11 protein-coding genes are annotated in these 12,912 nt (G+C 70.6%); all 11 read left to right on the top strand.

Going from position 1 to position 12,912, the window contains the following annotated elements:
- Window positions 1-83: 83 nt before the first annotated feature.
- Window positions 84-878: a hypothetical protein gene (locus tag GQ464_RS01990; RefSeq protein WP_166981361.1), complete on the top strand. Its 795-nt coding sequence runs from the start codon at window positions 84-86 to the stop codon at window positions 876-878.
- Between the two features lie 35 nt (window positions 879-913).
- Window positions 914-1,285, top strand: a complete 372-nt coding sequence (locus GQ464_RS01995) for a hypothetical protein (protein WP_166981358.1) — start codon at window positions 914-916, stop codon at window positions 1,283-1,285.
- 48 nt (window positions 1,286-1,333) lie between these two features.
- On the top strand, window positions 1,334-1,978 hold the full coding sequence (locus tag GQ464_RS02000; protein WP_166981355.1) for a hypothetical protein: 645 nt from the start codon (window positions 1,334-1,336) through the stop codon (window positions 1,976-1,978).
- A gap of 17 nt (window positions 1,979-1,995) precedes the next feature.
- Window positions 1,996-2,313 (top strand): LysM peptidoglycan-binding domain-containing protein, encoded by a 318-nt coding sequence (locus GQ464_RS02005; RefSeq protein ID WP_166981352.1) that lies wholly within the window; start codon window positions 1,996-1,998, stop codon window positions 2,311-2,313.
- Window positions 2,314-2,338: 25 nt separating this feature from the next.
- On the top strand, window positions 2,339-3,430 hold the full coding sequence (locus GQ464_RS02010; protein ID WP_228350517.1) for a hypothetical protein: 1,092 nt from the start codon (window positions 2,339-2,341) through the stop codon (window positions 3,428-3,430).
- 49 nt (window positions 3,431-3,479) lie between these two features.
- Complete coding sequence (locus GQ464_RS02015; protein ID WP_166981346.1) at window positions 3,480-3,983, top strand: phage baseplate assembly protein V; 504 nt, start codon at window positions 3,480-3,482, stop codon at window positions 3,981-3,983.
- Between the two features lie 67 nt (window positions 3,984-4,050).
- Window positions 4,051-4,386: a hypothetical protein gene (locus tag GQ464_RS02020; protein WP_166981343.1), complete on the top strand. Its 336-nt coding sequence runs from the start codon at window positions 4,051-4,053 to the stop codon at window positions 4,384-4,386.
- A gap of 205 nt (window positions 4,387-4,591) precedes the next feature.
- Complete coding sequence (locus tag GQ464_RS02025; protein ID WP_166981340.1) at window positions 4,592-4,948, top strand: GPW/gp25 family protein; 357 nt, start codon at window positions 4,592-4,594, stop codon at window positions 4,946-4,948.
- 1 nt (window position 4,949) lies between these two features.
- The gene (locus GQ464_RS02030) at window positions 4,950-7,490 is read left to right on the top strand and encodes a putative baseplate assembly protein (RefSeq protein ID WP_228350518.1); all 2,541 of its coding nucleotides are present in this window, start codon (window positions 4,950-4,952) and stop codon (window positions 7,488-7,490) included.
- Window positions 7,491-7,492: 2 nt separating this feature from the next.
- The gene (locus GQ464_RS02035; protein WP_166978862.1) at window positions 7,493-10,054 is read left to right on the top strand and encodes a putative baseplate assembly protein; all 2,562 of its coding nucleotides are present in this window, start codon (window positions 7,493-7,495) and stop codon (window positions 10,052-10,054) included.
- 19 nt (window positions 10,055-10,073) lie between these two features.
- On the top strand, window positions 10,074-12,905 hold the full coding sequence (locus GQ464_RS02040) for a hypothetical protein (RefSeq protein ID WP_166978860.1): 2,832 nt from the start codon (window positions 10,074-10,076) through the stop codon (window positions 12,903-12,905).
- Window positions 12,906-12,912: the final 7 nt, after the last annotated feature.

A 12,912-nucleotide genomic window follows, 5' to 3' on the forward strand; every position in this document is an offset into this window, starting at 1 on the left:
CCTGCGCCTGCGGGGGCACGAAAGGACCGACGGGCGAATGCGCCGCATGCCGGCGAAAACGACAGACCGGAAAACCGGCCACGGTGCACACACTCGAACGGCGGCCCCCGGCACGAAACACCCGCCCCACAGGCCGCGGGACGCACACCCCCTCCCTGCAACCCGGCACAGGGCACGCTTTCTCCACCCTCAAGCTCTTTCCGGAACAGCGCCCGGCCTCGATCACCCCGTCGGTGGACCAGGAAGGCTTCGTGGCTACCGCCACACGGCACCCCCCGCTTCATGCCGGGAGTCTCGATCCCGGACCGGTTCAGACCCAGGGTGGTGGCGGCAGCGGCGGTGGCGGCGGCACGTTCGTTTGCCCCATCGGGGCCGCCGACTTCACGAGCATCCCGAGCGGTACCCTCGCCGCCACGTTCGGCTCCGGCAAGTTCGGGGCCTCGTTTGCCATGAACGCCCGGTTTCACATAGCCCCCGTCTCGGCTCCCTGCACCGACAACTGCAAATGCGGCGAGTACCGGCAGTTCGTTCGCGGGTATTTCAACTACAACGGAACGGACGTCACCCACCAGCTCTGTGCCAACACGCTGAGCCGTACCACCTGGCACGAGGACTGCGTTACCATCGGCGGAACCGATCACAAGTACGGCTACCACGCCATCCCCTTTGCAACCAGCAAATTCAAGGACCCGGACCAGGCGACCGGCTGCAAGTTTGAAGGGTTTGACTTTCCCGGCTTCAGCCTCGGCTCGCTCAGCTCCGGAGATCGCCTGGACATGCACCTGGAGTTTGAAGGCCGGCTGGTGGACGCCTGTGACGGAGACAAAACGATCAAGTCTTCTTCCTGGGTCGTCGAGGGCAACGGCACGGTGCCGTAGCGGCCATCCGCCTTCTCCCCGAACCTTGCATACCGATGCCGAACGAATCCTTCAGGGTTTCCCCCGTCTCGCAGTCCTTCGGGACCCATGAGATCTACCCGCACCTGCGCCGGGACCGGCGGCACGACACCTGGCACGTGACGCTGGTGCTGACCCGTCCTCCCGACCTCCCGCCGGTACGGGGCGAAGACCTCACGGTTCAACTCCACGACGCGGACGGACGGTCGTTCGACGTGCGGGAGCGGCCCGCCGGCCCCCAGGTCGAAGTCGGCAACAGCCGGGGCGTGTCGGTCAATGCCGAATTCGTCTTTGCCGGGGCCGCACGCCTTCCGGCGACCCTGTCGGTTTCGTACCGCGGCCAGACGGCCCGCTTCCACATCCATCCTCCACCGGAACCCCCGCGTTAGCGGAAACCGGTTTGCCCGCCTCCGACGCCCTTTCCCGAACGCTTCCTTATGACCACCTTTCCCGGCGCTCCCCGACTGCTCAAAGGCGGCCTCGTGCTCGTCGATCCGGATTCCGGCACCGTCCGGCGTGCGATCGTGCTGCAGTACAACCCGACGACGCTGACGCGAACGCTTCAGGTCCAGAGTGCAGGCGAAAACGCCGACCGCTCGCAGGCCCTGCGCCTGAGCGGTCCGCCCGTGGAGACCTACCGCCTCGAAGCCGAGATCGATGCCGCCGACCAGCTCGAATTCCCCGACCAGCACCGGACGACCGTCGAGCACGGCATCTTCCCCCAGCTGGCTGCGCTGGAGACGATGGTCTATCCCGAGAGCAGCCGCCTGCAGGCCAACAACGACCTGGCCAACGCCGGCACGCTGGAGATCCTCCCCGTCGAGGCCCCGCTGACGCTTTTCGTCTGGAGCAAGCAGCGGGTGGTGCCCGTGCGCGTGACCGACTTCAGCATCACCGAAGAAGCGTTCGACCCCACGCTGAACCCGCTCCGCGCCCGCGTCACCCTGGGCTTCCGCGTCCTCAACGTGAACGACCTCGGTTTCGAGCACGCCGGCGGCAACCTGTACATGACCTACCACAAACAGCTGGAACGGCTGGCCGGGCTGAACCCGTTCGCCCGCGCGGCCGACCTCGGCTTCTGACACCTCACAACCACGCCATGGCCACCTATCCCCTCAACAGCCGCTACTACCGCACCGAACAGGCGGAATACGTGAAGGCAGACGGCCAGGTCATCGCCTACCTCCGCCGGCGGTTCCTGCCGCCGCCGGAGCGCCTGGCCCTGCAGCAGGAACACACCGTCGTCGACGGGGACCGGCCGGACCTCATCGCCGCCCGCGCCTTCGGCGATCCCGAGCTGTTCTGGCGCCTGGCCGACGCCCACCGCGTCCTGCACCCGGACGAGCTGACCGCCGAACCGGGGCGCCGGCTGCGCATCACCCTTCCCGAAGGTATTCCCGGTCCCCCGCATGCTTAGAGGCGGCATCCATCTGACCCTGCTGATGGGCCCCACCGTCCCCGTGCCCGTCCCGAAGCCCGTCACCGAGGCACTCACCGGCGTCGAGGTCCGGGAGACGGATGGCGAGCCGGCGGCCTTCACCCTCACCTTCACCTTCGACAGCAAATCCGCCCTCACAACGGTGATGCTGCTGCTGGGCGAGCTGGCCCCGCTCTTCCGCGCCATCCTGGTCGCCACGGTGCGGGGCACGCCGCACGTGCTCATGGACGGCCTCGTGACCGACCAGCAGATCGCGCCCGACGTGCAGACGGGCAAGGCCACGCTCACACTGGCCGGCTCCGACCTGACCGTGGCCATGGACCAGATCGACTTCACCGGCATCCCCTATCCCGGGATGCCCTTCGAAGCCCGGGTGGCCCTCATCGTGGCCAAGTATGCGGTCTACGGGATGATCCCGCTCGTCATCCCCACCCTGTTCCTGGACGTGCCCATCCCCGTCGAGCGCATCCCGACGCACCGGGGCACGGACCTCAACTACGTCAGGATGATGGCACGCGAGGCAGGCTACACGTTCTACATCGTCCCCGGCCCGGCACCCGGCACGAACGTGGCGTACTGGGGCCCCGAGGCCCGCCTCGGCGTGCCGCAGCCGGCGCTGAACGTGGGCATGGACGGGTTCACGAACGTCGAGTCGATCAACTTCCGCTTCACCGGCGGCGAGCAAGTGCTGCCCGTCGTCTTCATCCAGGAGCCCTTCACGCGGGCACCGATCCCCATCCCGATCCCCGGCATCGACCTGCTGAAGCCCCCGCTCGGGCTGCTGGCCGGGCTGCCCCGGATCGAACTGATGAACCACACCGCCAACATGAATCCGGCCCAGGCCATCCAGGCCGGGCTGGCGCGGGCTTCCCGCAGCGCCGACGTGGTCCAGGGCTCCGGCTCGCTGGACGTGCTCCGCTACGGCCACGTGCTCCGCGCCCGCGGGTTGGTCGGCGTCCGGGGCACCGGCGACGCCTTCAACGGACTCTACTACGTCAAAAGCGTCACCCACCGGCTCAAACGAGGCGAATACAAGCAAGACTTCACGCTCGTGCGCGACGGGCTGCTCCCGACGGTTCCCCGCGTCCCCCCGTGACGGAACGGCCGGACGGACCGCCTGAAGAATCCCCCAACCCTCCTACCCCATGGAAACCTATTTCGGCAAGTATCGCGGGCTGGTACTCAACAACGTGGATCCGATGCAAAAGGGGCGGCTGCTCGTCCAGTTGCCCGATGTGCTGGGCCTCTCGACCTCGAGCTGGGCGATGCCCTGCGTGCCGTTCACCGGACCGCAGGCGGGCACCTTCGTGCTGCCGCCGGTGGGCGCCGGCGTGTGGGTCGAGTTCGAGGGAGGCAACCCGGACTACCCCATCTGGACGGGCGGCTTCTGGAGCTCGGCCGCCGAGGTGCCGGCGCTGGCGCTGGCCGGGCTGCCTGCCTCCCCCAGCATCGTGCTGCAAACCCTCGGGCAGAACACGCTGATGATCAGCGACGTGCCGGGCACGGGCGGCATCATGCTCAAGAGCACCACCGGGGCGATGATCCTCGTCAACGACCTGGGGATCACGATCTCCAACGGCAAAGGGGCCACCATCGTCATGGCCGGCCCGACCGTGACCATCAACAACGGCGCCCTGGTCATCACCTGACCCGGTGCCGCCCCGGCCGCGTTACCCCCCCGCGGCCGGTGCGATCTGCAAGCTTTCAATCGAAAAAATGCCTGGACCTGTTTTTCATCTCGGCGGCACGGCCATCTGCCCGCACGGCGGTCAGGTGTCGGTGATCCCGACGAACACCCGCGTCTTCGCCGGCGGCCAGCCGGTCGCCACGATGGCGGACACCTACCTCGTGGCGGGGTGCGCCTTCACCGTTCCCGGCCCCAAACCGCAACCGTGTGTGAAGGTGCAATGGCTCGTACCGGCCACCCGCGTCTTCGTGAACGGGCAGCCGGTCATCATCCAGACGAGCACGGGCCTCTGCCTGAGCGCCGAGCAGATCCCGCAGGGCCCGCCTACCATCGTGGCGGCCCAGCCCCGCGTCATCGCCACCTGAGCCTCAGAGATATGGGGCCGGGCGACGGTGAAGGGGTATCGGCATCATTTGATGCTCCGTGCGGGATCCGCTTGCGGAGGCCGGGATAGCCCGGCATCGTGCGTGGTGCGTGAGCAGGCGGCCCCGCGAAATACGCACGGCGCAGAGGCCATCCCGCCGCCGAAAAGCGGAGACGACACAACCCGTTAGACCCAACACCCAAACCATGAACCTCGACTTCCCCTTCCACATCGACGGGCGCGGGCGGACGGCCACGACCGGCGATGACGACCACGTCCGCGACCTGATCGAGCAGGTGCTCTTCACCAGCCCCGGCGAACGCGTCAACCGGCCCGACTTCGGCAGCGGGCTGCGCCAGTTGACCTTCGCGCCGAACAGCGCCGAACTGGCCGCCACGACCCGCCTCCTCGTCCAGAGCAACCTGCAACGCTGGCTGGGCGACCTCATCGACGTGATCGACGTGACGGTTGCACAGGAAGACGCCCTGCTCCGTGTGACGGTGCAGTACCGGGTCCGCCGCACGCAGGAGTCCCGTACGGCCACCTTCAGCCGGGAGACCTGACATGCCGCTTCCCTACACCTGCCGGACCCCGCGCCGCCGCAACCTCACCGACGCCACGGCCCTCAACGGCATCGACTACCTCGAAGTGCTCGACGCCGAGGCGCCGGCCGGCAGCCCCCGCCAGCGAACGTTGCTCGTGCGCCTGCTCGAACCCGTCCCGGCAGACCTGACGGCGGGCAACCTCCGCATCACGGGCGGGGTGCGCGTCGCGCACGTGGGCGTCGAATGGGCCCGCGCCGCCGACGACGCCGAAGCCGCCTTTGCCGAAGGACTCCTCAACGAAGCCGAGCGGGACTTCCTCCTGGCCCGGCCCGACCCGGACCACCTGCTCGTCGTCCGCACCGATACCGAAGGGGACCATTCCACCTACACCCTCTCCATCGTCACCTCCCCCACGAGCGACGTCCCCCGGCCCGACTTCGACCCGGTCCTGTCCGAAACCCCCTTCTCCTTCAAGATCGACTGCCCCTCCGAGTTCGACTGTGCCCCCGTGCAGGCCTGCCCGCCCGAGCCGCCCTCCGCCCCGCCGCTCGACTACCTCGCCCGGGACTACGGCACGTTCCGCCGTCTCCTCCTGGACCGGCTCTCGGTGACCCTGCCGGAATGGACCGAGCGCAACCCGGCCGACCTGGGCATCGCCCTCGTCGAGGTGCTGGCGTACACGGGCGACTACCTCAGCTACCAGCAGGATGCCGTGGCGACGGAGGCCTACCTGGGCACGGCGCGCCGCCGGCCCTCCGTCCGGCGCCACGCCCGCCTCCTCGACTATGCGATGCACGACGGCGTGAACGCCCGGGCCTGGGTATGCCTCGAGGTCGACGCCGGCGGAGACGGGCTCGTCCTCGCCCCGGAGGACGCCACCGGCTTCCGGACGCGCCTGCTCACCCGGATGCCCGAACCGGTCGTCCTCGACCCCGGCACCTGGGAGACGGCCCGTGCCCTTCACCGGCCCGAGGTGTTCGAACTTCTCACCGGAACGACCCTCTACGCAGCCCACAACACAATCCGCCTCTACACCTGGTCCGACGAGGCCTGCTGCCTGCCGGCCGGGGCAACGCGCGCCACGCTCCGCGACGACGAGACCGCCCGGCTGCGCCTCCGCCCGGGCGACGTGCTGCTCTTCGAAGAGGTCCGCGGCGCCGCAACCGGGCTCGAAGCCGACGCCGACCCGGCGCGGCGGCACGCCGTCCGGCTGACCCGCACCGTGCCGGAGGCCGGGGTGGCACCGGACGGGACGCGCACGCCGGGCCCGCTTACCCGCGACCCCGTCACGGACGAGCCGGTCGTGGAGGTCGAATGGGCGGCGGGCGACGCCCTGCCGTTTTCCCTCTGCCTCTCCGCCCGGATCGGCGACCGGTATGAGGAAGACCTGACGGTGGCCCGGGGCAACGTCGTCCTGGCCGACGCCGGCCGGAGCATCGCCACCGAGGCCCTCCCGCTGCCCGAAGCCGCGGCCCGCTATCGCCCGAAGCTGGCCGAACGCGGCCTCACGTACCGCGTGCCGTTCGACGCCGCCGCGGCCGCCGCCCGGCCGGCCGCCGAAGCCGTACGCCAGGAACCGCGGGCCGCCCTGCCGGCCGTGACCCTCACCGGCGGCGGGCTGACCTGGACGCCCCGGCGGGACCTGCTCGCCAGCGGCCGCTTCGCCGCCGAATTCGTCGTCGAAATGGAGGACGACGGCACGGCCCGCCTCCGCTTCGGCGACGGCGTCTACGGGCGCCGGCCGGAAGCCGGGCTCGCCCTGACGGCCACCTACCGGGTCGGAAACGGGCCGGACGGCAACGTGGGGGCCGAGGCCCTCGCCCACGTGGTCACGGCCGCGGGCGGCATCACCCGGGTACGCAATCCCCTTCCCGCCACCGGCGGCACCGCCCCCGAAACACCGGCCCAGGTGAAGCTCTACGCCCCGCAGGCCTTTCGCATCCAGGAACGCGCCGTCACCGAAGCCGACTACGCCGACGTCGCCCGGCGCCACCCCGAAGTGCAGAAGGCCGTCGCCCGGCGACGCTGGACGGGGAGCTGGTTTACCCTCTTCCTGGCCGTCGACCGCACCGGCGGCCGCCCGGTCGACGCCGCCTTCGAAGCCGACCTCCGGGCCTTCCTCGAACGCTTCCGCCTGGCCGGGCAGGACCTCGAAATCGACGGCCCCCGCTTCGTCCCGCTCGACGTGGCCTTCACCGTCTGCGTCGCCCCCGGCTTCTTCCGCGCCGACGTGAAAACCGCCCTCCTCGACGCGCTCTCGGCCCGCGACCTGCCCGACGGACGACGCGGCTTCTTCCACCCGGACCACTTCACCTTCGGACAGCCGGTCTATCTCAGCCGCCTCCTCGCCACGGCGATGGCCGTGCCCGGCGTGCAGTGGATCGACGCCGAGGTGCATCCCGCCAAACCCCACCGCTTCCAGCGCCGGGGCCAGCCCTACCACGGCGAATACGAACAGGGCTTCATCGACATGGGACGCCTCGAAATCGCCCGGCTCGACAACGACTCCAACCGACCCGAAAACGGCAAAATCGAGTTGTTCATGCAAGGAGGGCTGTAAGGATGACCTCGACCCGAAACGAAACGACGTCTCCGACCTGCGGCTGTTGCGAAGAAACGCCGGCAGGGCCCCGGCACGAGAACCGTCCCGGGCTTTCGGCCCTGGCCTACCGCACCGGCACGCACGGCACCATCCTCCGGCGGATGCTCGACCGGATCGGCCGCATCGAACTGCCCGGGGACGGGCATGCCGGCACACGCCCGCTGGCCCGCCTGACCACCCGTTCCCCCGCGGACCCCGCCATCGCCCTCCTCGATGCCTGGGCCGCCGTGGCCGACGTCCTCACCTTCTACCAGGAGCGCATCGCCAACGAGGGGTTCCTCCGCACCGCCACCGAACGACGGTCGCTGCTCGAACTCGCCCGCACCATCGGCTACGAACTCCGGCCCGGCGTGGCCGCGAGCACGTACCTGGCCTTCCACGTGAATGAGGGAGCGGGCGGCCCCGCCCGGGCATCCCTCCCGGCCGGCACGAAGGTTCAGAGCGTCCCGACGGCCTCCGACGAGCAGCCGCAGACCTTCGAGACGACGGAGGATTTCGAGGCCCGCACCGCCTGGAACGCCGTCCGCCCGCGCCGCACCGAGCCCCACCTCCCCGCCTTCGGCGACACCGAGACCTACATCCAGGGCATCACCAGCCGGATCCAGCCCGGCGACTACCTCCTGCTCGTGGGCGACGAGCGCAAGGCGTGGTTCGGCAGCGAGCAATGGGATGTGCGCCAGGTGAAAACCGTCGAACCCGACGCCGAAAAAGACCGCACCCGGCTGACCTGGGAGCCCGGCCTCGGCACCGACGCGGCGCATACGCGCCGCGTGGAACCCGCCACCCGAAACGCCGAACTGTACGTCTTCCGCCGCCGCGCCGCCCTCTTCGGCCACAACGCGCCGGACTGGCGTGCGTTGCCCGAAGAGATCAAGCGCGCCTACTGCACCGAACGCGACGCCGACGGCCGGCCTACCTGTCCGGACTGGCCCGGCTTCGAGATCGACGTCGACGCCGCCCGGCTCGACCTCGACGCCGACTATCCCCAGATCCTCCCCGGCAGCTGGATCGCCCTGGTCGGACCCGCCTACACCGAACTCTACCGTGCCGTCGAGGTGGCTGCCCTCACCCGCACCGACTTTACCCTCTCGACGAAGATCACCCGGGTGACGGTGGATATCCGGGAAAACCTCCGGCGCTTCGGCCTGCGGGAGACGCTGGTGCTGGCCGAGCCCGAACGGCTCGCCTTTGCCGAACGGCCCGTCACCGCTCCCGTCGCGGGGGCCTCCCTCGACGTCGAACCCCCCGCCGCGCATACACGCGGCGACGACCTCTTCTTCGAAGGACAAACGATCCTGGTGCAGGGGCAACCCTCCGGGGCGGAGGTGCCGGAGGAGGACACCCGTATCCACGGCGAGGTGGCCGTCGTCAAGTCCGTCACCGACCATGGAACGCACATGACGGTGGTGCTGGAGAACGCGCTGGCCAACAGCTACCTCCGCGAGACCGTCACCCTCTACGGCAACGTGGTGCCGGCCACGCACGGCGAGACCGTGACGGAGGTGCTCGGCAGCGGCGACGGATCGGTGAGGAACCAGGCCTTCACCCTCGGGAAAACCCCGCTGACGTACGTCTCCGCGGCGACGCCGGACGGCACCGCGAGCACGCTCGAGGTACGGGTGGGCGGGGTACGATGGGAGGAAGTGCCTTCCCTCTACGGCCAGGCGCCGGCGGCGCGGGTCTACACCGTACGGCTCGACGACGCGGCCCGTACCACCCTTACCTTCGGCGACGGCGTGAACGGGGCACGGCTGCCCTCGGGGCAGGAGAACGTCACGGCCACGTACCGCACCGGCCTCGGCCTTGCCGGTGAGGTGCAGGCCGGGCAACTCACCCTGCTGATGACACGCCCCTACGGCATCGACGGCGTGGACAACCCGCTGGCGGCCGCCGGAGCCGCCGATCCCGAGACGACGGACGACGCCCGCCGGAACGCCCCGCGCACCGTCCTCACACTCGACCGCATCGTCTCCCTGCGGGACTTCGAAGACTTCGCGCGGGGCTTCGCCGGCATTGGCAAGGCCCAGGCGACCCGCCTCTTCGGCGGCGAGGCGCACCTGGTGCACCTGACCGTCGCCGACGTCCAGGGCGAGACCGTGGTGTCTCCCCTGCTCGACAACCTCCGCGATGCCATCGACGCCGTACGCGATCCGGCGGCCGTGGTGGTGCTGGCCGGAGCCGCCACCCCTACCTTCCGGCTGGCCGCCACCGTCTGGTACGACCCCGCCTACCGGCCCGAGGACGTCCAGGCCGCCGCCGAGGCCGCCCTCCGCGACGCCTTCGCCGTCGACGCCCGCGACTTCGCCCTGCCCGTCACGGCCTCCGAGGTGCTGCGCGTGCTGCACACCGTCGCGGGCCTCGTCGCCGTCGACCTGGACCGCCTCTACCGCGACGGCGAGGTGCCGGGCCTGGCGCCGGTACTGCCGGCCGCCCGCGCCCGGCGCCTGGGCGACGCCATCCTGCCCGCCGAGTTGCTGCTGCTTCACGAAGACGGCATCGAACTCACCCTCTACCCGGCCTGAATGACAACCGGCCCCCCCCGTGAACGGACCCAACGAAGACCGGCTCTACCAGCTTCTACCCGCCGTCTACCGGGTGCGGGACGCCGAACACGCGGCCGACACCGGCCATGGCGAGCCCCTGCGTGCCCTCCTGCGCCTGATCCAGGAAGAGGCCGACCGCCTCCGCGACGACATCGACGGGCTCTACGAGGACTGGTTCATCGAGACGTGTGCCGAATGGGTCGTCCCCTACCTGGGCGACCTGCTCGGCGTGCGTCACCTTCACCCCATCGAGAGCGCAGGCCTCTTCAGCCTGCGAGCCTTCGTGGCCAACACGCTCCGGTACCGCCGGCGCAAGGGCACCGCCCCCGTGCTCGAACAGCTGGCCCGCGACGTGACGGGCTGGCCCGCCCGCGCCGTCGAGTTCTTCGAGCGCCTGGCTACGACCCAGCACCTCAACCACGTTCGCCTCCACCGCCCCGTGTCTCTGGACCTCCGGTCATCTGCCACGCTGGCCCTGGTCGACGGGCCGTTCGAGACCATCACCCACACGGCCGAGGCCCGCCGCCTGGCCGTGGAACGCGGGCGGTACAACATCCCGAACGTCGGTCTCTTCCTGTGGCGGCTCCAGAGCTACTACCTGACCGCCGCCGCCCCTCGTCCCGTCGCCGACCCGCCGGACGGCCGCTACACGTTCAGCCCGCTCGGCAACGACCTGCCCCTCTTCAACCGCCCCCAGACCGAAACGGAGATCACCCACCTGGCCGAGCCGGTCAACGTGCCGGACCGGCTGCGCCGCCGCACCCTCTACGACGACCTCGACGCCTACCGGCAGGCCCTGCTCACCGGCGGCACCACCGCCCCCGCCTACTTCGGCCCCCAGCCCGTCCTGCAAGTTTTCTTCGACGACCTGGAAGCGGCCCTTCCCCCCGAACAGATCCTGATCTGCGACCTCTCGGGCTGGGACGTGCCGGGCTGGATCCCCCCGGCGGACACCACCGGCTTCGGCGCGAAGGTCAGCGTCGATCCGGAGCGCGGGCGGCTGGCGGTGCTCCAGGGGGTGCCGCTTCCCGCGCGGCTGCGCGTCAGCTATGCCTACGGCTTCGCCGCCGACCTCGGCGGGGGCCCCTACGGCCGCGAGGCCACCCTGGCCTCCCCTGCCGGGACGGACGCCTGGACCGCCACGGTGGCACAGCACGACCCCGCCGCCGGCTTCACCACGCTGGCCGGCGCCCTGGCAGCCTGGGCCGCGAGCAACGCAACCGAAGGTGTGCTCACCATCCTCGACAGTGCGACGTACGCCGAGACGCTCACGATCTCCTTCACGCCGGGCCGGAGCCTCGTCGTGCAGGCGGCGGACGGGCGACGCCCCCACCTCCGCCTCCGGGACGGCAGCGGGCGGGACCTGGCCGACCTGACCGTCGGCGGCGGCACCGACGAGGGCACCACGCTGACGCTCAACGGCCTCCTCATCGAGGGCGGGCTGCACGTCGAGGCGGGCAGCCTCGAACGCCTCACCCTGCTGCACTGCACCCTGGTACCGGGACGCGGGCTGCTCCCCTCGGGCGAGCCGCGCCGCCCCGACCGGCCCGCGCTCACCGTCGCCCCCGGCAACGAACGGCTCGACGTGACCATCACCGCCTCGATCCTCGGCCCGATCCGCATGCCCGAAGCGACCGCCGGCCTGACCGTCACCGACAGCATCGTCCAGTCGCCTCTGGCCGGGGGGGCGGCGACCCGGACGCCGGCCCTCGTCTCGGGCAACCTGAGCCCTTTCCCGGCCCTGACCTCGGCCACCCCCACGGTGCAGGTGCAACTCGGCACGATCACACACACGCTCACCCTGGCCGGCGTACCCTCCACGCTCGCCGAGGCCCGCGACCGGCTCCAGGCCGCCCTGCAGGCAGCGGACCCCGACCCCGCTTTCGCCGGAGCCCGCGTCGTGACGGCCCTCAACCGGCTCATCCTCGTCCCCGGTCGTCCCCTACCCGTCGTCGTGACCACCGCCGGCGACGACCCGACGGCCGACGAACTCCGCCTCACCGGCGACGCCCGCATGGTCGAGGCGCTGCACTCCGCCGGCCTCGCAACGTTCCCCGCTCTCTCCGCCCCCCTGCCGGCCCTCCGCGTGGCGATGAACGACCGCGGGCCGTTCGTCCTCACCCTGGACCCGCCGCCTACCTCGGTCGCCGAGGCACGGGACCGGCTGCACACGGCCCTCCGCAACGCCGACGCCGACCCGGCCTTCGCCGATGCCCTCGTCGCCAACCTCGACGACGCCCTGCTCGTCCTGCCCGGCACCGAAGCGACGACGGTCCTGCTCGGCACCACCCCGGACGACCGCACCACCCTGTTCGAGCTGGCCCTCGACGAAAACCGGCCCGCCCTCGCGGCCGACGATGCCGGCACCACACCGGGACCGGAGAGCCGCTTCATCCGCTCGACCGTCTTCGGCACGGTCTACGTGCGCGCGCTCGGCCTGGCCTCCGAATCCATCTTCACCCACCCCGCGACGGTCGTGCGACGACAGACCGGATGCGCCCGGTTCTGCTCGTTTGCCGAGGGCTCGCGCACCCCCCGCCGCTTCCGGTGCCAGCCCGACCTGGCCCTGGAGGGCCTCGTCGCCGAGACCGAACGCCGGCGCACCCGCGTGCGCCTGACCCCGACCTTCACCGCCACACAGTACGGACAGCCGGGCTATGCGCAGCTCCGCCGCCGCACCGCCGCCGAGATCCGCACCGGCGCCGAGGACGGAGCCGAAATGGGTGCCCTCAACCAGCTCAAGGAAGCCCTCCGCGAGGCCAACCTGCGCACCGCCCTCGACGAATACCTGCGTTTTGGACTGGAATCCGGCATCTTCTTTATCACCTGAGGAAAAA

This window comes from Rhodocaloribacter litoris (assembly GCF_011682235.2).
Taxonomy (GTDB): domain Bacteria; phylum Bacteroidota; class Rhodothermia; order Rhodothermales; family ISCAR-4553; genus Rhodocaloribacter; species Rhodocaloribacter litoris.

What these genes read in the sequence shown, in the direction of transcription:
- GQ464_RS01995 (WP_166981358.1), top strand. Translation starts at nt 914, where the DNA reads ATGCCGAACGAATCCTTCAGGGTTTCCCCCGTCTCGCAGTCCTTCGGG.
- GQ464_RS02000 (WP_166981355.1), top strand. Translation starts at nt 1,334, where the DNA reads ATGACCACCTTTCCCGGCGCTCCCCGACTGCTCAAAGGCGGCCTCGTG.
- GQ464_RS02005 (WP_166981352.1), top strand. Translation starts at nt 1,996, where the DNA reads ATGGCCACCTATCCCCTCAACAGCCGCTACTACCGCACCGAACAGGCG.
- GQ464_RS02010 (WP_228350517.1), top strand. Translation starts at nt 2,339, where the DNA reads ATGGGCCCCACCGTCCCCGTGCCCGTCCCGAAGCCCGTCACCGAGGCA.
- GQ464_RS02015 (WP_166981346.1), top strand. Translation starts at nt 3,480, where the DNA reads ATGGAAACCTATTTCGGCAAGTATCGCGGGCTGGTACTCAACAACGTG.
- GQ464_RS02020 (WP_166981343.1), top strand. Translation starts at nt 4,051, where the DNA reads ATGCCTGGACCTGTTTTTCATCTCGGCGGCACGGCCATCTGCCCGCAC.
- GQ464_RS02025 (WP_166981340.1), top strand. Translation starts at nt 4,592, where the DNA reads ATGAACCTCGACTTCCCCTTCCACATCGACGGGCGCGGGCGGACGGCC.
- GQ464_RS02030 (WP_228350518.1), top strand. Translation starts at nt 4,950, where the DNA reads ATGCCGCTTCCCTACACCTGCCGGACCCCGCGCCGCCGCAACCTCACC.
- GQ464_RS02035 (WP_166978862.1), top strand. Translation starts at nt 7,493, where the DNA reads ATGACCTCGACCCGAAACGAAACGACGTCTCCGACCTGCGGCTGTTGC.